Source organism: Ramlibacter ginsenosidimutans (assembly GCF_016654015.1).
GTDB classification, from domain to species: domain Bacteria; phylum Pseudomonadota; class Gammaproteobacteria; order Burkholderiales; family Burkholderiaceae_C; genus Ramlibacter; species Ramlibacter ginsenosidimutans.
In genome coordinates this window covers 65,182-84,226 of record NZ_JAEPWM010000007.1, presented here as the reverse complement: position 1 = coordinate 84,226, position 19,045 = coordinate 65,182, and the positions used below count along the sequence as shown (strand labels likewise).

At 67.8% G+C, this 19,045-nt stretch carries 15 protein-coding genes; 4 read left to right on the top strand and 11 right to left on the bottom strand.

Translation table 11 applies throughout. The features are described from left to right. A complete protein-coding gene (locus tag JJB11_RS16670; RefSeq protein ID WP_201173786.1) occupies positions 1 to 810 on the top strand; it encodes an anti-sigma factor family protein in 810 nt (269 codons plus the stop codon). Between the two features lie 19 nt (positions 811 to 829). On the opposite strand, the gene JJB11_RS16665 is transcribed toward JJB11_RS16670, so the two are convergent. From JJB11_RS16665 to rimP, 7 genes are all read right to left on the bottom strand, one after another. Next, entirely contained in the window at positions 830 to 1,702 is an 873-nt protein-coding gene (locus JJB11_RS16665; RefSeq protein ID WP_201173784.1) for a DMT family transporter, read from the bottom strand. A 180-nt stretch (positions 1,703 to 1,882) separates the two neighbouring features. Then, positions 1,883 to 3,709, bottom strand: coding sequence for a translational GTPase TypA (gene typA / locus JJB11_RS16660; protein WP_201173782.1), 1,827 nt, complete (start codon positions 3,707 to 3,709; stop codon positions 1,883 to 1,885). Then, positions 3,706 to 4,659 carry a tRNA pseudouridine(55) synthase TruB gene (truB, locus tag JJB11_RS16655; RefSeq protein WP_201173779.1) on the bottom strand — a complete coding sequence of 318 codons (954 nt, stop codon included), beginning with the start codon at positions 4,657 to 4,659 and terminating at the stop codon, positions 3,706 to 3,708. Before truB ends, typA begins: the two co-directional genes overlap by 4 nt. Before the next feature lie 3 nt (positions 4,660 to 4,662). Next, complete coding sequence (rbfA, locus tag JJB11_RS16650; protein ID WP_201173776.1) at positions 4,663 to 5,031, bottom strand: 30S ribosome-binding factor RbfA; 369 nt, start codon at positions 5,029 to 5,031, stop codon at positions 4,663 to 4,665. A 159-nt stretch (positions 5,032 to 5,190) separates the two neighbouring features. Then, entirely contained in the window at positions 5,191 to 8,085 is a 2,895-nt protein-coding gene (gene infB / locus JJB11_RS16645) for a translation initiation factor IF-2 (protein WP_201173774.1), read from the bottom strand. A 21-nt stretch (positions 8,086 to 8,106) separates the two neighbouring features. Beyond that, positions 8,107 to 9,618 (bottom strand): transcription termination factor NusA, encoded by a 1,512-nt coding sequence (gene nusA, locus JJB11_RS16640; protein WP_201173772.1) that lies wholly within the window; start codon positions 9,616 to 9,618, stop codon positions 8,107 to 8,109. Further along, the gene (rimP, locus tag JJB11_RS16635) at positions 9,615 to 10,187 is read right to left on the bottom strand and encodes a ribosome maturation factor RimP (protein WP_201174305.1); all 573 of its coding nucleotides are present in this window, start codon (positions 10,185 to 10,187) and stop codon (positions 9,615 to 9,617) included. Before rimP ends, nusA begins: the two co-directional genes overlap by 4 nt. A 345-nt stretch (positions 10,188 to 10,532) precedes the next feature. On the opposite strand from rimP, the gene JJB11_RS16630 reads away from it, so the two are divergent. After that, positions 10,533 to 11,933, top strand: coding sequence for a selenium-binding protein SBP56-related protein (locus JJB11_RS16630; protein ID WP_201173771.1), 1,401 nt, complete (start codon positions 10,533 to 10,535; stop codon positions 11,931 to 11,933). Between the two features lie 8 nt (positions 11,934 to 11,941). Further along, positions 11,942 to 12,577, top strand: a complete 636-nt coding sequence (locus tag JJB11_RS16625) for a hypothetical protein (RefSeq protein WP_201964890.1) — start codon at positions 11,942 to 11,944, stop codon at positions 12,575 to 12,577. 9 nt (positions 12,578 to 12,586) lie between these two features. Here JJB11_RS16625 and JJB11_RS16620 read toward each other — a convergent pair whose 3' ends face one another. The 4 genes from JJB11_RS16620 to JJB11_RS16605 form a co-directional block, all read right to left on the bottom strand. Continuing rightward, on the bottom strand, positions 12,587 to 14,221 hold the full coding sequence (locus JJB11_RS16620) for an ABC transporter ATP-binding protein (RefSeq protein ID WP_377371978.1): 1,635 nt from the start codon (positions 14,219 to 14,221) through the stop codon (positions 12,587 to 12,589). 31 nt (positions 14,222 to 14,252) lie between these two features. Next, a complete protein-coding gene (locus JJB11_RS16615; protein ID WP_201964920.1) occupies positions 14,253 to 15,272 on the bottom strand; it encodes an ABC transporter permease in 1,020 nt (339 codons plus the stop codon). A 64-nt stretch (positions 15,273 to 15,336) separates the two neighbouring features. Then, positions 15,337 to 16,386 (bottom strand): microcin C ABC transporter permease YejB, encoded by a 1,050-nt coding sequence (locus JJB11_RS16610; protein ID WP_201173764.1) that lies wholly within the window; start codon positions 16,384 to 16,386, stop codon positions 15,337 to 15,339. Positions 16,387 to 16,396: 10 nt separating this feature from the next. Further along, positions 16,397 to 18,196, bottom strand: a complete 1,800-nt coding sequence (locus JJB11_RS16605; RefSeq protein WP_201173762.1) for an extracellular solute-binding protein — start codon at positions 18,194 to 18,196, stop codon at positions 16,397 to 16,399. 37 nt (positions 18,197 to 18,233) lie between these two features. Here JJB11_RS16605 and fabI point away from each other — a divergent pair, with 37 nt between their 5' ends. Beyond that, a complete protein-coding gene (gene fabI / locus JJB11_RS16600) occupies positions 18,234 to 19,016 on the top strand; it encodes an enoyl-ACP reductase FabI (RefSeq protein WP_201173760.1) in 783 nt (260 codons plus the stop codon). Positions 19,017 to 19,045: the final 29 nt, after the last annotated feature.

The window sequence follows — 19,045 nt, the reverse complement described above, 5'->3', positions numbered from 1 at the left end:
ATGACTAACAAGGAAGACACCCCCCTGCAGCCCGGCGAGGCCGAACTGCACGCGTACGTGGACGGGCGGCTGGATGCGTCGCGCCGGGCCGCGGTCGAAGCGCGCCTGGCGAGCGACGCCGGCGCGGCGCAGCGGGTGCGCGCCTGGGCGGCACAACGCGAGGCCTTGCGCGCCTTGCATGCGCACCTGCTGGCCGAGCCCGTCCCGGAGCACCTGCTGCATGCCGCCGACCAGTTGAACGAGCGCAGCCGGCGCTTCGCCCGCTGGCAGCGCTGGGGCGGCATGGCGGCGTCGGTGCTGTTCGCGTTCGCGCTCGGCTGGGCCGGCCACGTGCAATGGGAGGCGCGGCTGCCTGGCGGAAGCGCCCGCCCCACCCTCGCGTTCGCCCACCAGGCGGCCGTCGCCCACGCCGTGTACATGCCCGAGGTGCGCCATCCGGTGGAAGTGGATGCGACGCAGCAGCAGCACCTGGTGCAGTGGTTGTCCAAGCGGCTGAACCGGCCGTTGAAGGTGCCCAACCTGTCCGCCACCGGCTACGAACTGGTGGGCGGCCGGCTGCTCCCGGGGGATGGCGGGGCCCGCGCACAGTTCATGTACCAGAACGCTGGCGGCGAACGCGTGACGCTCTACATCGGCGCGGTGGAAGGCGCGAAGCAGAAAGGCATGGAAGAGACCGCGTTCCGCTACGCCAAGGAAGGCAGCATCGACACCTTCTACTGGGTGGACCAGGGTTTCGGCTACGCCCTGTCCGGCAAGCTGCCCCGGCCAGTGCTGCTGCAGATGGCCGAGGTCGTCTACAAGCAGCTCTGAGCGGACGGCGCGGCTGCGCTCAGGCCCGCAGGCGCCAGCTGGCCAGCTCGTTGGCGACGAGCGCCCCGATCACCAGTGCGCCGCCCGCGAGTACCGCCTGGCCCGGGATCTCGTCGGCGCCGATCCAGGCCAGCAGGATCCCGAAGATCACCTCCAGCAGCGCGAGCAGCGCGATCTCCGGCGCCTTCAGAACGCGCGCGCACAGCACCGCCAGCGCGCACGGGATGGCGAGTTGCACCAGTCCCAGCAAGGCCAGCAGGCCGACGTCGTGCGCGGACGCCTGCAGCGGCATGGCCAACGGCAAGGTCAGGACACAGGAGATGGCCGCGCCGACCAGCACCGCCGGGACGAGGTCGACCTGTCGCCCGTGCGCGGACGAGCGCTGCGTCACGGTCCAATTCACGCCGGAAGCGACCGGCACGCACAAGGCGACCAGCGTGCCCGCGAGCTGGCCGCCCTGCAGCTGGGTGCCATACATCCAGGCGATTCCGGCGCCGGCCACGACGATCGCCGCCCAGGTGCGCGCGGGAATGCGGTTGCCGATGAAGACGCGGGAGATCAGCGCGGTGAGGAAGGGCGCGATGGCCATGGTCACCAGCACGTTGGCCACGCTGGTCAGCGTGAGGGCCACCATGAAGGCGGTGAACATCACGCTCCAGCAGACGCCCGAGAGCCAGAGCGCCCAGCCGCCGCGGCGGATGTTCGCGAACGCCGCCCGGCCCTGGAATGCGGGCAGGATGACCAGCAGCGACAGGGCGGTGAAGAAGCTGCGCCAGAACGTCACCTCGAAGCTGCGCGCATGCTCCAGGTGGCGCGTGATCACGCCGGCGATGGACCACATCGCCGTCACCGCCACCATGCCGAACACCGCTTGCGAGTGCGTGAGTTTCATTCTTCTTGTTTCGCGCCGGACGAATGCGCAAACGAACGCAGAGGACGCAAAGGATACGCAAAGGACGCAAAAGAAACCTGGAGGAAGATTTTCCTGGATTTCTTTGCGTCCCCTGCGTCCTTCGCGTCCTTCGCGTCCTCTGCGTCCCGTCGTTGGCGGTCCGCCCCCGCCCTTGCCCCTTTACGCCGCTTCGCGCAGGGAACGCTTGCGCTCGTGCTCCTTCAGGTAGCGCTTGCGCAGGCGGATCGTCTTGGGCGTGATCTCGACCAGCTCGTCGTCCTCGATGAACTCGACGCCGTATTCCAGCGTCAGGTCGATCGGCGGGGTGATCTTGATTGCGTCTTCCTTGCCGGAGACGCGGAAGTTGGTGAGCTGCTTGGTGCGCGTGGCGTTCACCACCAGGTCGTTGTCCCGGTTGTGGATGCCCACGATCATGCCTTCGTAGACCTTGTCGTTCGGCTTCACGAACATGCGGCCGCGGTCGTCCAGCTTGCCCAGGGCGTAGGTGAAGATCTCGCCTTCGTCCATCGAGATCAGCACGCCGTTCTTGCGGCTGGCGATCTCGCCCTTGAACGGCTCGTAGCCGTCGAAGATGTTCGAGATCAGGCCGGAGCCGCGCGTCAGGTTGAGGAATTCGTTGGAGAAGCCGATCAGCCCGCGCGCCGGGATGCGGTACTCCAGGCGCACGCGGCCGCGGCCGTCCGGCTCCATGCCCACCAGCTCGCCCTTGCGCTCGCCCAGGGCCTGCATGACGCCGCCCTGGTGCTGCTCCTCGATATCCGCCGTCACGAGCTCGATCGGCTCGCTGCGCACGCCGTCGATGTCCTTGAACACCACGCGCGGCTTGGAGACGGCCAGCTCGTAGCCCTCGCGGCGCATGTTCTCCAGCAGGATGGTCAGGTGCAGTTCGCCCCGGCCCATCACCTCGAACACGCCCTCTTCGTCGGTCTCGCTCACGCGCAGGGCGACGTTGGATTGCAGTTCCTTCTGCAGTCGGTCCCACAGCTGGCGGCTGGTCACGAACTTGCCTTCCTTGCCGGCGAAGGGCGAGGTGTTGACGCAGAAGTTCATGGTCAGCGTCGGCTCGTCGATCTTCAGCATCGGCAGCGGCTGCGGATCGAGCGGGTCGGTCACGGTCACGCCGATGCCGATGTCCTCGATGCCGTTGATCAGGACGATGTCGCCGGGACCGGCTTCCTTGACCTGCACGCGCGTCAGGCCCTCGAAGGTCAGCACCTGGTTGACGCGGCCCTTGACCTGCTTGCCGTCCGGACCTTCCATCACCAGGACTTCCATGGACGGACGGATCGTTCCCTGGTTGATGCGGCCCACGCCGATGCGGCCGACGAAGCTGGAGTAGTCCAGTGCCGAGATCTGCAGTTGCAGCGGCGCGGCGGCGTCGCCCGCGTGCTCGGGCACGTGCTTCAGGATGGTGTCGAACAGGGCGGACATGTCGGGGCCCCATTGCTCGCCCGGCTTCCCCTCTTCCAGCGACGACCAGCCATTGATGCCGGAGGCGTACACCACCGGGAAATCGAGCTGGTCATGGTCGGCGCCAAGCTTGTCGAACAGGTCGAAGGCGGCGTTGACCACTTTGTCGGGATTGGCGCCGGGCTTGTCCACCTTGTTCACGACCACGATGGGACGCAGGCCGAGGGCCAGCGCCTTCTTGGTCACGAAGCGGGTCTGCGGCATCGGGCCTTCCTGGGCGTCGATCAGCAGCAGCACGCCGTCGACCATGGACAGGGCCCGCTCCACCTCGCCGCCAAAGTCGGCGTGGCCGGGGGTGTCCACGATGTTGATGTGCGTGCCCTTCCAGCTGACGGCGCAGTTCTTGGCCAGGATGGTGATGCCCCGCTCGCGTTCGATGGCGTTGTTGTCCATCACGGTGTCCTGCACCTTCTCGTGCTCGGCGAAGGTGCCGGACTGGCGCAGCAGCTGGTCCACCATGGTGGTCTTGCCGTGGTCCACGTGGGCGATGATGGCGATGTTTCGGATTTGCGTCATACGTTCTCTGGCTCGGCCACGCCGAGGATTTGCTGGATTTCGATCGGGCTCAGCAGGCGCGAGGGGATCAGTTCCCCCGCCTTTGCGTGAGCGGTGCCGAGGAGCGCGCGCGGAGCCTCCCCGAAAACTGCAATTTGTTCTGCATCGCGCCAGGTACCGCGCCGGCGCAGGCCGCTGAGGAAGCGGGCCGCATCTTCCGTGCCCAGCGTGACCGGCACGTGACCGGGCAGCAGGGACTCCACCGGCAGCAGCCGGGACATCCTGTCTGACTCGGATAGCGCCTCGAGTTCCGCCAGCGTCAGGCACTGCGAAGCATCGAACGGCCCCGTGGCAATTCTTCGCAGCGAGCGCAGGTGCGCCCCGCAACCCAGCGCCTGGCCGATGTCCTCGCCCAGGGTCCGGATGTAGGTACCCTTGCTGACCTGGGCCACGATCTTCAGGAGCGTGGGCGCCACCAGGCTCAGCTGCAGCTCGAACACACGCACGGTCCGCGGCTCGCGTTCGATCTCCACGCCGGCCCGCGCGTACTCGTACAAGGCCTTGCCGTCCTTCTTCAGGGCGCTGTGCATGGGCGGGACCTGGACGATCCCGCCCGTGAACTGCGCCTGGACTTCGGCCAGGCGCTCCGGCGCGATCGCGGGAACGTCCCGCTGCTCGATCACGTCGCCTTCGCTGTCGCCGGTCGACGTGCGGACACCGAGCTCGGCGACCGCCTCGTAGCGCTTGTCGGCATCGAGGTGCAACTGGCTGAACTTGGTGGCCGCGCCGAAGCACAGCGGCAGCACGCCGGTGGCCATGGGGTCGAGCGTGCCGGTATGGCCGGCCTTTTCCGCCCGCAGCAGCCACTTGGCCTTCTGCAGCGCATCGTTGCTGGACAGGCCCAGCGGTTTATCGAGCAGCAACACCCCATGCACAGGGCGCCGCTGCACCCTGGTGCGTGGCGCGTTCACGGGCTAGTCGTCCTTCGACCGGGAGGAGACCGCCTTCGCGATCAGGGCGTTCATGTCGGCCGCGCGCTCGGTCGTGCGGTCGAAGTGGAAGTGCAGCGTGGGCACCGTGTGGATGTGCAGCCGCTTGAACAGGTGGTTGCGCAGGAACCCGTGCGCCTGGTTCAGGGCGTCCTCGGTCTCCTGGGGGTCGCCCACCAGGATGCTGAAGAACACCTTCGCGTGCGCGTAGTCCGGCGTGACTTCGACCGCATTGATCGTGACCATCCCCACCCGCGGGTCCTTCAACTCGCGGGCGATCAGCTCCGTCAGGTCCCGCTGGATCTGGTCCGCGATCTGGAAACCGCGATTGGGTTTGGTCGACTTCTTGGGCATGGTGCGCTGGCGCTTTCCTGACTACCAACATCCGGACGCAGAGGACGCAGAGATTTCGCAGAAGACGCAGAAGGAGCCGAGAAATCCTTTAACGGATGTTCTTCTGCGTCCTCTGCGCAACTTTTGCGTCCTCTGCGTCCGGTTGTCCGCCTTTCGGTATTACAAGGTCCGCGCGATCTCCTTGACTTCGAAGAATTCGAGCTGGTCGCCTTCCTTGATGTCGTTGTAGTTGCGCAGCTTGATGCCGCACTCGAAGCCTTCCTTGACTTCGCGCACGTCGTCCTTGAGCCGCTTCAGCGATTCGAGCTCGCCCGTGTAGATCACCACGTTGTCGCGCAGCAGGCGGAAGTGCGCGCTGCGGGTGACCTGACCGGACGTGACGTAGCAGCCGGCCACGGTGCCGATCTTGGACGCCACGAACACGGTGCGGATCTCGGCGGAGCCGATGACCTCTTCCCGCTTCTCGGGCGCCAGCATGCCGGACATCGCCGCGCGCAGTTCGTCGACCGCGTCGTAGATGATGTTGTAGTAGCGGATCTCGACGCCGTTGCCCTCGGCCAGCTTGCGCGCGCCGGAGTCGGCCCGCACGTTGAAGCCGATGATGACGGCCTTGGAGGCGATCGCCAGGTTGACGTCCGACTCGCTGATGCCGCCGACGGCCGCATAGACCATCTGCACCTTGACCTCGTCGGTCGACAGCTTCAGCAGCGACTGGGACAGCGCTTCCTGCGAGCCCTGCACGTCCGCCTTCACGATGATGGGCAGCGTCTTGACCTCGCCGGCCGTCATGTCCGAGAACACGTTCTCCAGTTTGGCCGCCTGCTGCCTGGCCAGCTTGGTGTTGCGGAACTTGCCGGCGCGGTAGGTCGCGATCTCGCGGGCGCGGCGTTCATCCAGCATCACCATGAACTCGTCGCCGGCTTGCGGGACTTCGGTGAGGCCCTGGATCTCCACCGGGATGGAGGGACCGGCCGACTTGATGCTCTTGCCGTTCTCGTCCAGCATGGCGCGGACGCGGCCGAAGGTCTGGCCGGCCAGCACCACGTCGCCGACCTTCAGCGTGCCGGACTGCACCAGCACCGTGGCGACCGGGCCGCGGCCCTTGTCCAGCTGCGCTTCGATCACGAGGCCCTTGGCCATCGCGTCCACCGGCGCCTTCAGCTCCAGCACTTCCGCCTGCAGCAGCACCTGCTCCAGCAGTTCGTCGATGCCCTGGCCGGTCTTGGCGGACACGGGCACGAAGGGCGACTCGCCGCCGTACTCTTCCGGCACGACTTGCTCGGCCACCAGTTCCTGCTTGACGCGCTCCGCGTTGGCATCGGGCTTGTCCATCTTGTTGATGGCCACCACGATGGGAACTCCCGCCGCCTTCGCGTGCTTGATGGCTTCGCGCGTCTGCGGCATGACACCGTCGTCGGCCGCCACCACCAGGATCACGATGTCGGTCGCCTGGGCGCCACGGGCACGCATGGCGGTGAACGCCTCGTGGCCGGGAGTGTCCAGGAAGGAGATCACGCCGCGCGGCGTCTCCACGTGGTACGCGCCGATGTGCTGCGTGATGCCGCCGGCTTCGCCCGCCGCCACCTTGGCGCGGCGGATGTAGTCCAGCAGCGAGGTCTTGCCGTGGTCGACGTGGCCCATCACGGTCACGACCGGCGCGCGCGGCAGGGATTCCGCCGTCTGCGCCGCCGTGTCTTCCTCGGTGAAGGCTTCCGGGTCGTCCAGGGCGGCCGTGACCGCCTTGTGGCCCATTTCCTCCACCAGGATCATCGCGGTGTCCTGGTCCAGCGACTGGTTGATCGTGACCAGCTGGCCCATCTTCATCAGGACCTTGATCACTTCCGACGCCTTGATCGCCATCTTGTGCGCGAGCTCGGAGACCGTGATGGTCTCGGGCACGTGCACTTCGAGGATGCGCTGTTCGGCCGGTGCGGTCGCCACGTGGTCGTCGCGGTCGCGGTGGTCCTTGCGGCCGCCACGCGGGCCGCCGCGCCACGAGTTGCGCCCGACGCCGCCGGACGTGTCGCCGCGCGTCTTGATTTCCTTCTTCTTGGTCGGATCGCTCGCCCAGCTGGAGGACAGCTTGGCGGACTTCACTTCCTTGCCGGCGCCCGGTGCGCCCGGAGCGGCCGTGGCAGGCGCGCCGGGGCGAGGCGGTTGCGCCGGCGGCTTGTGCAGCGTGCCCTTGACGCCCGCCTTGCCGGGTTCCGGCGCCTTGGCGACGGGCTTCTCCGGCGCCTTGGCGACCAGGACCTTCTTGGGCGCGCTCATCATCGAGCGGATGGCAGCGGCCTCCGCTTCGGCCTTGCGGCGGCGCTCCTGCAGATCGTTGGCGCGCAGGGCCTCTTCGTCGGCACGGGCCTTCGATTCGGCAGCGGCCTTCTCGCGCGCTTCGGCTGCGGCCTTGTCGCGGGCTTCGGCCTGCGCCTTGGCGACCGCCTGGGCGGCTTCCTGTTCGGCCGCCTTGGCCGCCGTGGCGCCAGCTCGCGCGGAGGAGTACGCGTCGGCGCGTTCGGCCGCCTCGCGTTCCTTCTGCGCGACGGCAGCGCGGGCTTCTTCCTCGGCGCGCTGGCGCGCTTCCGCTTCCTCGCGCTCGCGGCGCTTGGCGGCCAGTTCTTCTTCCTGGCGGCGGATCAGTTCGGCCTGGCGGCGGGCTTCCTCTTCGCGGCGGGTGAGCTCGGCCTCGTCCGGGCCTTGCGGCGCCGGCGGCTGCGCGACCTCGGGCGCTTCCACCACGGCGGTGTCGGAGCCTTCGTCACGCTTGATGAACGTGCGCTTCTTGCGCACTTCCACCTGGATCGTGCGGGCCTTGCCGCTGGAGTCGGCCTGCTTGATCTCGCTGGTGGACTTCTTCACCAGGGTGATCTTCTTGCGCTCGGGCGTGGCGGTGCCGTGGCTGGCCTGGAGGAATCCCAGCAGCTTCTGCTTGTCGGCGTCGGTCAGCGAATCGGTGGGGGCCGACTTGGTGACGCCAGCGCTGCGGAGTTGCTCCAGCAGCGTTTCGGGCGATTTCTTGAGTTCGTTCGCGAACTCGGCGACGGTGGTACTAGACATGTTCTGTGCGTCCCCCTCCCTTTACTCATGGGCCGCTGCGGCAGGCTGGTTGGTGAACCAGTGCTCGCGCGCCTTCATGATCAGGGCCTTGGCCTCGTCCGCGGACTGGCCGGTGATATCCGTGAGTTCGTCGACGGCCAGGTCGGCCAGGTCGTCGCGGGTGTGCACGCCGTTTTCGGCGAGCTTGCCGATCAGCTGCGGGGACAGGCCGCCGAGGTCGCGCAGGTCCTGCGACACCTCCTCGACGCTTTCCTCGCGGGCGATCTCCATGGTCAGCAGCGCATCCTTGGCGCGCGACCGCAGTTCGTTGACCGTGTCCTCGTCGAAGGACTCGATCTCCAGCATCTCGGAGATGGGCACATAGGCCACTTCCTCCAGGCTGGTGAAGCCCTCGACGATCAGGATGTCGGCGATTTCCTCGTCGACGTCCAGCTTCTCCATGAACAGCGCGCGGATCGTGGACTGCTCCTCGGCCTGCTTCTGGGCCGACTCGTTGGCGTCCATGATGTTGATCTTCCAGCCCGTGAGCTCGGAAGCCAGGCGCACGTTCTGCCCGCCGCGGCCGATCGCGATGGCGAGGTTTTCCTCGTCCACCACCACGTCCATGGCGTGCTTCTCCTCGTCAACGACGATGGAGCTCACGTTGGCCGGGGCCAGCGCGCCGATCACGAACTGCGCCGGGTCCTCGGACCACAGCACGATGTCCACGCGCTCGCCGGCCAGCTCGTTGGTCACGGCGTTCACGCGGGAGCCGCGCACGCCCACGCAGGTGCCGATGGGGTCGACCCGCTTGTCGTGGGAGACCACGGCGATCTTGGCGCGCGAACCGGGGTCCCGGGCGCAGCTCTTGATCTCCAGCAGGCCCTGCTCGATCTCGGGCACTTCCTGGCGGAACAGCTCGATCATGAACTCGGGCGCGGAGCGCGACAGGATGATGGGCGCGCCCCGCAGCGTCAGGTCCACTTCCATGATCATGGCGCGGACGCGGTCGCCGTTGCGCAGGTTTTCCTTGGGGATCATCTCGCCGCGGCGCAGCCGGCCTTCGACGCGGCCGCTCTCGACGATGATGTCGCCCTTGTCCATGCGCTTGACGGTGCCCACGAAGATCTTGTCGCCGCGCGACATGAAGTCGTTCAGCAGCATCTCGCGCTCGGCGTCGCGGATCTTCTGCAGGATCACCTGCTTGGCGGCCATGGCGCCGATGCGGCCGATCGGCAGCGACTCGATGCCTTCCTCGATGTACTCGCCGGGTTCGACTTCACCGTCGCCGCCGACGCGCTCCTTGGCGTCCATCAGCAGCTCTTCGGCGTCCGGGTTCTGCAGGCCCTGTTCGTCGGGCACGACCAGCCAGCGACGGAAGGTCTCGTAGTCGCCGGTATCGCGGTCGACGGCCACACGGATGTCCACCTCGCCCTGGTACAGCTTCTTGGTCGCCTGGGCCAGGGCAGCTTCGACTGCGCCGAACACCACGTCGCGCTCGACGTTCTTCTCACGCGAGATGGCATCGACCAGCATCAACAGTTCGCGATTCATTTCCCTTGCTCCTGAACCCCGGCGCGCTTGCGCCCCTTGAAATCCACAATCGGTGCCAGACGCGCCTCCTTCAGCTCGTCCAGCGTGAAACCCAGGACCTGCACCGGCGCAGGCTCCTTCTTCTTCGAGACCTTCTTGCCCGGCACCGGCGGCGGCTCGTCGCTCCAGGCCACCTGCCAGCCGCCCTGCTCGCCCTTTTCCAGCGTGCCGCGGAACTTGCGGCGGTTGGCGGCGACCTGGCCGGCCGCGGCCGCGCCCATCGGCGCCTTCAGCGTGATGTCGACGAGCTCGCCGGCATAACGCTCGAAATCCCGCTCCGTACGCAACGGCCGATCGATGCCAGGCGACGACACCTCCAGCCGCTTGTAGTCGACTTCCTCGACTTCCAGCGTGTACTGCAGCTGGCGCGTGACCCGCTCGCAGTCCTCGACGTTCACGAACTTCTCGTCCCCCGGTTCCCAGGGGAAATCGATCGTCACGCGCAGCGTGCCCCCGGCGGAACGTTCCAGTTCCACCAGTTCGTAGCCGAGCCCGGCCACGGTTTGCGCGACGATTTCCTGTAGAGCCAAGTGTGTAAGTCGATCAACCAAAAAAAACGGGCGGTTGGTACCCGCCCGTTTGGTCGTGAAGCTCGTATTGTAACGACGAATGCCTTGCGCTGCAAGGCTGGAGGGTCCGTTCCGCGGGGGTGTGGAGCAACCCCGGCCGACCCTAGCTGGCTGCTGCTGCGCGGTTTTCAAGTCCGCCGCCGGCATGCACGCGCGGGGCCGTGGCTCAAGCGGACGACCGCCTGCACCACGCTCACGCCGGCTACTCCGATCGGCCGTGGCCCGCAAGCGCATTTGCGCGCGCGGCGGGCTTGACTCCGCGCGCCGGACGTCCAGTATGGAAGTTCCCATGTCCGAGGAGCCGCCATGACCGAAACCCTGCGCCCGGACCCGACCTTCCACCCCTCGCCTCGGCTGGCGATGGAGGCCGAGCCCGAACACCTCTGCTACACCGCCCTGCTCTCGCCCGACCGCTCGCGGCCCGATGCGATCGCCGTCGTGGATCTCGACCCCGCATCGAGCAGATACGGGCAGGTGCTCACGAAGGTGGAGCTGCCGAACAAGGGCGACGAGCTGCACCACTTCGGCTGGAACGCCTGCAGCTCGGCGCTGTCGCCCCTGTCCGGCCACCCGTTCCTGCAGCGCCGGTACCTGGTCGTGCCGGGCATGCGCTCGTCCCGCATCTACATCCTCGATACGCAGCCGGATCCGGCGCAGCCCAGGCTCGTCAAGACGATCGAACCCGACGAGATCCTGCGCAAGACCGGCTACTCGCGCCCTCACACCGTCCACTGCGGCCCCGAAGGCATCTACGTCAGCACCCTGGGCGGAGCCGGCCCCGATGGCACCCAGGGGCCGCCCGGCGTCTTCATCATCGACTGCCAGACCTTCGAGGTACTGGGGCGCTGGGAGATCGACCGCGGACCGCAGAAGCTGCACTACGACTTCTGGTGGAACCTGCCGCGCGACTACATGGTGTCGAGCGAATGGGGATTGCCGCCGCAGTTCGAGAACGGGATCGTCCCCGAGGACCTGCTGGGCAACAAGTACGGGCACGCGCTGCACTTCTGGGACCTGCGCGAGCGCAGGCACGTCCAGACGATCGACCTGGGCGCCAACCACCAGATGGCGCTGGAGGTCCGGCCGGCCCATGACCCGGCGCGCGAGTATGGCTTCGTCGGCGTGGTCGTCGACACGACCAACCTGGAAGCCTCGATCTGGACCTGGGTCCGCGAGAACGGAAAATTCCAGGCCCGCAAGACCGTCACCATTCCGCCCGAGCCGGCCAGGGCCGAGAACCTTCCGCCGCTGCTGCAGGGCTTCGGCGCCGTGCCTCCGCTGGTGAGCGACATCGACCTGTCCCTGGACGACAAGCACCTGTACGTCGCCTGCTGGGGCACCGGCGAGCTGCGCCAGTACGACGTGAGCGATCCGATGGAGCCGGAGCAGACGGGCAGCGTGCGCGTCGGCGGCATCGTGCAGCATGCGCCGCACGCGAACGGCAGGCCTTTCGGCGGCGGACCGCAGATGATCGAGATCAGCCGCGATGCGAAGCGGGTCTACTTCACCAACTCGCTGTACAGCAGCTGGGACAAGCAGTTCTATCCGCAAGGCGTCGCGGGCGTGCAGGCCATGTGCACGGTCAACGGAGGCTTCCAGCTCGATCGCGAGTTCTACGTGGACTTCGGCGCGCAGTACGGCGCGCACCAGGTGCGGCTGCAGGGCGGGGACTGCTCCACCGATTCATTCTGCTACCCCTCGGCTTGAGCGGCGCGGTGGCGCTCTGGCTCACCGTCGTCGGGCTCGGCCTGTATCACGGCCTGAGCCCCGCGATGGGCTGGCCGCTGGCCGTGGCCAATGGACTGACCGAGCGTCGCTCCGCCGCCGTGTTCCGCACGCTGCTGCCCCTGGGCGGCGGGCACTTCGCGGCCATGGCGGTGGTTCTGGTGCCCGTCGCCTTCCTGGGCTGGCTGGTCGCGTGGAGCACCGCGATCCGCGTTGCGGCCGCCAGCCTCGTGCTGCTGTTCGGGCTCGTCCGGCTGCTCTGGCGCCGCCATCCGCGCGCGCTCGCCCGCATTCCGCCGACCCGGCTCGCCTGGTGGTCCTTCCTGATGGCGACCGCGCACGGTGCGGGACTGATGCTGGTGCCCTTCATGCTGGGCCTGTGCGGGCCGCCGGAGGCGGCGCACGCGCGCGTCGAGCAGGCCCTGGCACGCTCGGACCTCGCGACCGCCTTGCTGATCGCCGCGGTGCACACGGCGGCCATGGTGCTGGCCGGGCTCGCGATGGCCTGGGCCGTCTACCGTTACCTCGGGCTGCAGTTCCTGCGCCGGGCCTGGTTCAACCTCGACCTCGCCTGGGCCGGCAGCCTGGTCCTGGCGGGGGCTGCAGGCTTGTGGATGGCGGTCTAGGAGTCTGCTCTAGGTCGCGGCTGCCACCAGTGCCTGCGTGTACGCGTTGCGCGGGCGCTCGAGCACCTCGTCCACCGAGCCTGATTCCAGGATCGCGCCGTCCTTCATCACCAGCACTTCATGGGCCATGGCGCGGATCACGTCCACGTCGTGCGTGATCAGCAAGTACGACAGTCCCCGCTCGCCCTGCAAGCGCTGCAGCAGCCGCAACACCTGTTTCTGGATCGTCACGTCCAGCGCGCTGGTCGGCTCGTCGAGCACCAGCACCTCCGGCTTCACGATCAGGGCGCGGGCGATGGCGAGCCTCTGCCGCTGGCCGCCGGAGAACTCGTGCGGATACCGGTCCAGCAGGCCCGGGAACTGCGCTTCGGTGAGGCCCACCTCGTCGAGCGTCTGCAGGACCCGCTCGCGCCGGCCGCGCAGCGGCAGGCCGGGCTCGTGCACCAGCAGGCCTTCCCCGACGATCTCCTCCACGGTCATGCGCGGCGAGAGCGACGAGAACGGATCCTGGAACACCACCTGCACGAGCCGTCGGATGGCGCGGTTGCCCGCGGCATCGGGGCCCCAGCGCTTGCCGACGACCTGCAGGTCGCCGCGATGCGGGATCAGGCCCAGCGCAGCGAGGGCCAGCGTCGATTTGCCCGAGCCCGACTCCCCGACGATGCCCACCGTGCCGCCCGGCGGCAGCGCGAATTGCGCGCCCTGCACGGCGACGAATTCGCCCTTGCGGAACCAGCCCTTGAAGCCGGCAATCGGCACGGGGTAGATCACCCGCAGCCCCTCGGCACGCATCACGGGCGGCTCGCCGGCGCGCGGCGGCTGCACCTCCCGCGGCGGCCGGCTCTCGATCAGCTTGCGCGTGTAGGCGTGCTGCGGGTTGCGAAAGACTTCGTCCACCTTGCCCTGCTCCACCAGGTAGCCCGACTCCATCACTGCCACCCGGTCGGCGAAGCGGCGCACGAGGTTCAGGTCGTGCGTGATGAGCAGGACGGCCATGCCCGTCTCGCGCTGCAGGTCGGCCAGCAGCTCGAGGATCTGCTGGCGCAGCGTGACGTCCAGCGCGGTGGTGGGCTCGTCGGCGAGCAGCAGGCGCGGCCGGCAGGCGAGCGCCATGGCGATCATCGCCCGCTGGCGCTGGCCGCCCGAGAGCTGGTGCGGAAAGGCGCCGGCGCGGCGGGCCGGCTCCGGAATGCCGGTGGCCGCGAGCGCATCGATCGCTCCCTGCCAGGCCTGCCGGGGCGTCAGCGCCTGCTTGATCTGCAGGACCTCCGCGATCTGGTCGCCCACCGTGTACAAGGGGTTCAGGGCCGTCATCGGCTCCTGGAAGATCATGGCGATGTCGCGTCCCCGGATGGCGAGCAGCTCGCGCTCGGAGGCTTGCAGCAGTTCGACGGGAGCGCCGCCGGGACGGGCCGGGGCGAGCCGTGCCGAACCGGTCACCCGCGCGCCTTGCACCAGTCGCACGAGGCTGAGCGCCGTCACTGTCTTGCCCGAGCCCGATTCCCCGACCAGCGCCAGCTTTTCGCCGGGAGCGATGGCCAGGTCCACCCCGTGCACTACCTCCTTGTTGCCGAAGGAGACCCGCAGGTCCTTGGCGTCCACGAGCAGGTTCATGGGCGCCCTCCGTCGCCCGCTCGCGCGCATGCCGGAACAGGAAGAATTCGCGGGCCCCGGATCATGCGTCGGCCTTGCGTGGGTCGAGCGCATCGCGCAGCGCGTCGCCCATGAAGGTCAGCAGCAGCAGCGTGACCACCAGCACGGCAAAGGTGGACAGCGAGATCCACCAGGCGTCGAGGTTGGCCTTGCCCTGGTTCAGGAGCTCGCCCAGGGACGGCGTCCCCGGCGGTACGCCCAGTCCGAGGAAGTCCAGCGAGGTCAGCGCCAGGATGGCGGCGCTCATGCGGAACGGCAGGAAGGTCACCACGGGAGTCATGCTGTTCGGGAGGATGTGCTTCCACATGATCCGGCCATTGCCCACGCCCAGAGCCCGCGCCGCGCGCACATAGTCCATCTGCCGATTGCGCAGGAATTCCGCCCGCACGTAGTCGGACAGGCCCATCCAGCCGAACAGAGACAGCAGCACCAGCAGCAGCCCGACGCTGGGCGCCAGCACCGCGCTGAAGATGATGAGCAGGTACAGCTCCGGCATCGAGCCCCAGATCTCGATGAAGCGCTGGAACGCGAGGTCGGTCTTGCCGCCGAAGAAGCCCTGGACGGCGCCGGTCAGGATGCCCAGCGCGACGCCGGTCACCGTCAGCGCCAGCCCGAACAGCACGCTCACCCGGAAGCCGTAGATCAATTGCGCCAGCAGGTCGCGGCCGCGATCGTCCGTCCCGAAGAAATTCTCACGGGAGGGCGCCGCCGGGTTCGGCTGGCTGGCGAAGTAGTTGAGCGTCTTCGGTCCGTACGGGTTGGGCGGGTACAGGGCGAAGTTGTGGCCCTCCTTCAGTTGTCGCCGGATGAACGGGTCGAGGTAGTCCGTCGGCGTCGGGAAGTCGCCGCCGAACGTGGTCTCGGCGTAGTCCTTCACGATGGGAAAGTACCAGTGCCCGTCGTAGCGGACCACGAGCGGCCGGTCGTTCGAGAGCAGCTCCGCGAACAGGCTGAGGACCACCAGCACCACGAAGATCACCAGGCTGACGAACCCGAGCCGGTTGCGCCGGAAGCGGATCCACGCGCGCCGTCCGGGCGACATGTGCAGAGGGGGCGGCGCAGCGGCCGCCGGCAGCTGCGGCTCCTGCGCCTGTACCGGCGGCATCTCAATCAAACTTGACACGCGGGTCCACCAGCACGTAGGAGAGGTCGCTGACCAGCTTGGTCACCAGGCCGATCAGGGTGAAGAGGTACAGCGTTCCGAGCACGACCGGATAGTCGCGCCGGATCACGCTCTCGTAGCTGAGGAGCCCCAGGCCGTCGAGCGAGAACAGCGTCTCGATCAGCAGCGAGCCCGTGAAGAAGGCGCCGATGAAGGCAGCCGGGAATCCGGTGATGATGGGGATCAGCGCGTTGCGGAAGACGTGCTTCCAGAGCACCCGGTGCTCGTCCAGGCCCTTGGCCCGGGCCGTCAGCACGTACTGCTTGCGGATCTCCTCGAGGAAGGCGTTCTTGGTCAGCATGGCCGTGATCGCAAAACTGCCGAACACCATCGCCGTCACCGGCAGCACGATGTGCCACAGGTAGTCGATGACCTTGCCCAGCACGCTGAGCTGCGACCAGTTCGGCGAGGTGAGGCCGCGCAAAGGGAACCACTGCAGCTGGCCGCCGAACACCACCAGCAGCGCCACGCCGAGGACGAAGCCGGGAATGGCATAGCCCACCAGCACGACGAGCGTGGTGACCAGGTCGAAGCGCGAGCCCGCCCGCACCGCCTTGGCCACGCCCAGCGGAACCGCGATGCCGTAGCTGAGGAAGAAGGTCCACAGGCCGAGGCTGATGGAGACCGGCAGCTTCTCCTTCACCAACTGCCAGACGGCCTTGTGCTGGTAGAAGCTCTCGCCCAGGTCGAAGCGGGCGAACTGGCGCAGCATCTGCACGAAGCGCTCGCCCGGCGGCTTGTCGAAGCCATAGAGCCGCCGGATCTCGGCGATCTGCTTCTCGTCGATGCCCTGCCGGCCGCGGTAGCCTCCCGCGCCGCCCGGAACGCCGCCTCCGCCTGCCCGTTCGCCGCCGCCGCTGCCGCCCTGCAGCTGGGCGACCATCTGCTCCACCGGCCCGCCGGGCACGAACTGGATCACCACGAAGGTCAGCAGGAGCACGCCGAACAGCGTGGGAATCATCAGCAGCAGTCGCTTGAGGATGTAGCTCGCCATGGTGGGTCCTTCAGCGATTGTCGGCGGACGCCCACCACGTGGACATCGCCCAGCCGTGGACGTCATAGTAAGGCGGGATCACCGGCGGCAGGACGAAGCGCCGTGGCCGGTAGCCCACCAGGAAGTCGCTGCCGTACCACTGCGGGATCGAATACCAGCCGGTCGTCAGCACCCGGTCCAGCGCGTGCATGGCGGCGTCGAGCTCGGGCCGGGTCTGGGCGGTGATCACCTTCTGCAGCAGCGCGTCCACGGCCGGGTCGGCCAGTCCCCAGATGTTGCTGGATCCACGCGTGTGCGCCGCCTTCGATCCCCAGCGGTCCAGCAATTCGCTGCCGGGAGCGACGCTGCCGACCAGCCGGCGGGACGTGAGTTCGAACTGGAACTGGTCCATCCGCTGCTTGGCCAGCGAAGGGTCCACGATCCGGTAGGTCAGGCGGATCCCCAGTTTCTGCAGCGCCAGCTCGAAGGGCGCCACGATCCGGTTGCCGGAAGGCTGGTCGTTCAGGAACTCGATGGTGAAGGGTTCGCCCGCGGCGTTGCGCAGGGCGCCGTCGCGATAGGTCCAGCCGGCCTCCTTCAGCAAGGCCTGGGCGTGCCGCAAGTTCTCGCGCAGGCTGTGGGGCGGCACGGTGGTCGGCATCTGCGGCATCGGGCCGAAGACTTCCGGCCGCAGTTGCGCACGCAAGGGTTCCAGCAGCGCGAGTTCGTCCGGCTTGGGCAGGCCCTCGGCGCGGAACTCGGAATTGGGGAAGTAGTCCTCGACCCGCTTGTAGATCCCGTAGAACAGGTTGCGGTTCAGCCAGTTGAAGTCGAAGGCGTAGTTCAGCGCCTCGCGCACGCGGATGTCCTGGAACTTGGGGTTGCGCAGGTTGAGGATGTAGCCCTGGAAGTCGCCCGGGTTGTGGTTCGGGAAGGCCCGCTTGACCACCTCGCCGGTGCGGAACGGCTTGCCGTAGTACTGGCGCGCCCAGTTGCGCGAAATGAATTCCCGCATGAAGTCGAACTCGCCGGCCTTGAAGCCCTCGAAGCGCGCGGTGTCGTCCAGGTAGATGCGGAAGGTGATGCGGTCGAAGTTGAACATGCCCTTGCGCACGGGCAGGTCACGGGCCCAGTAGCCGGGATCGCGCACGTAGGTCACGTCGCGGCCGCCCAGGTGCGGGTCGGCCAGCTTGTACGGTCCGGAGGCGATCGGCACTTCGGTGACGACCTCGTCGAACGGCTTGCCCTTGCCCCACTCGCGGCTGAACACCGGCAGGCCGCCGACGATGAGGGGCAGTTCCCGGTTCGGGTGCAGGAAGTCGAAGCGGACCGTGCGCTCGTCCAGCGGCCTGGCGTCCTTCACTTCGGCGAAGTACACCCGGTACTGGGGCGCGGCCTTGTCGCTGGTGAGGGTGCGGAAGCTGTGCACGACGTCGGCCGCCAGCACCGGCGTGCCATCCTGGAAGCGCGCCTTCGGATTCAGGTGGAAGGTGGCGGACAGCCGGTCCGGTGCGACGGAGACGTCATCGGCCAGCAGGCCGTAGGCCGTCGTCGGCTCGTCCGAGTTGCCCGTGAGCAGCGTCTCGAACAGCAGGTCGCCCTCGCCTGCCGGTTCGAAGCCCTTGAGCGTGAACGGGTTGAACTTGTCGTAGTTGGTCGGCGTGGTGGGCGGAACCATGCGGATCTCGCCGCCCTTCGGCGCGTCCGGATTGACGTAGTCCCAGTGCTGGAAACCCGCCGGATACTTGATGTCGCCGAACTGGGCGTACGCATGCGCGGCCGAGGCGGGCCCCGCGACTAGCAGGCCCAGGGCCATGACCAAACCTCGCATGCGACAATTCTGCCGAGTTTTTACAGAAGAGAGATCCATGGGCTTCCTGGCTGGCAAGAAATTCTTGATCACGGGCGTGTTGTCCAACCGCTCCATCGCCTACGGCATCGCGCGCGCCTGCCACGCGCAGGGGGCCGAGCTGGCCTTCAGCTACGTCGGTGAGCGCTTCAAGGACCGCATCACCGAATTCGCGGCCGAATTCGGCTCGAAGCTCGTGTTCGACTGCGACGTCGGCGACGACGCCCAGATCGCGAAGTTGTTCCAGGACCTGTCGGCCACCTGGCCGAAGTTCGACGGCTTCGTGCACAGCATCGGCTTCGCGCCGCGCGAGGCGATCGCCGGCGATTTCCTCGACGGCCTGTCGCGCGAGGCCTTCAAGGTGGCGCATGACATCAGCGCCTACAGCTTTCCGGCGCTGGCCAAGGCGGCCCTGCCCTACCTCAATGCGCAGTCGGCGCTGCTCACGCTGACGTACCTCGGGTCCGTGCGCATCGTCCCGAACTACAACACCATGGGCCTGGCGAAGGCGTCGCTGGAGGCGTCCGTGCGCTACCTCGCAGGCTCGCTGGGACCGAAGGGCATCCGCGTCAACGGCATCAGCGCCGGCCCGATCAAGACGCTGGCGGCCAGCGGGATCAAGGACTTCGGCAAGCTGCTGAAGGTGGTGGCGGACATCGCGCCGATCCGCCGCAACGTGACCATCGACGACGTCGGCAACGTCGCCGCCTTCCTCCTGAGCGACCTGGCCGGCGGCGTCACCTCGGAAATCACGTACGTGGACGGCGGCTTCAGCCACACGGCCATCGCCGTCGACGAGTGAGCCGGGCCCGCCCCTGAAAAAGCGGCCCG

Coding starts and splice junctions, on each gene's coding strand:
- typA (WP_201173782.1), bottom strand. CDS start 3,709: ATGACGCAAATCCGAAACATCGCCATCATCGCCCACGTGGACCACGGC.
- JJB11_RS16620 (WP_377371978.1), bottom strand. CDS start 14,221: ATGCGCGCGAGCGGGCGACGGAGGGCGCCCATGAACCTGCTCGTGGAC.
- JJB11_RS16610 (WP_201173764.1), bottom strand. CDS start 16,386: ATGGCGAGCTACATCCTCAAGCGACTGCTGCTGATGATTCCCACGCTG.
- JJB11_RS16630 (WP_201173771.1), top strand. CDS start 10,533: ATGACCGAAACCCTGCGCCCGGACCCGACCTTCCACCCCTCGCCTCGG.
- rbfA (WP_201173776.1), bottom strand. CDS start 5,031: ATGCCCAAGAAGTCGACCAAACCCAATCGCGGTTTCCAGATCGCGGAC.
- nusA (WP_201173772.1), bottom strand. CDS start 9,618: ATGAATCGCGAACTGTTGATGCTGGTCGATGCCATCTCGCGTGAGAAG.
- JJB11_RS16605 (WP_201173762.1), bottom strand. CDS start 18,196: ATGCGAGGTTTGGTCATGGCCCTGGGCCTGCTAGTCGCGGGGCCCGCC.
- JJB11_RS16670 (WP_201173786.1), top strand. CDS start 1: ATGACTAACAAGGAAGACACCCCCCTGCAGCCCGGCGAGGCCGAACTG.
- JJB11_RS16665 (WP_201173784.1), bottom strand. CDS start 1,702: ATGAAACTCACGCACTCGCAAGCGGTGTTCGGCATGGTGGCGGTGACG.
- fabI (WP_201173760.1), top strand. CDS start 18,234: ATGGGCTTCCTGGCTGGCAAGAAATTCTTGATCACGGGCGTGTTGTCC.
- infB (WP_201173774.1), bottom strand. CDS start 8,085: ATGTCTAGTACCACCGTCGCCGAGTTCGCGAACGAACTCAAGAAATCG.
- JJB11_RS16615 (WP_201964920.1), bottom strand. CDS start 15,272: ATGTCGCCCGGACGGCGCGCGTGGATCCGCTTCCGGCGCAACCGGCTC.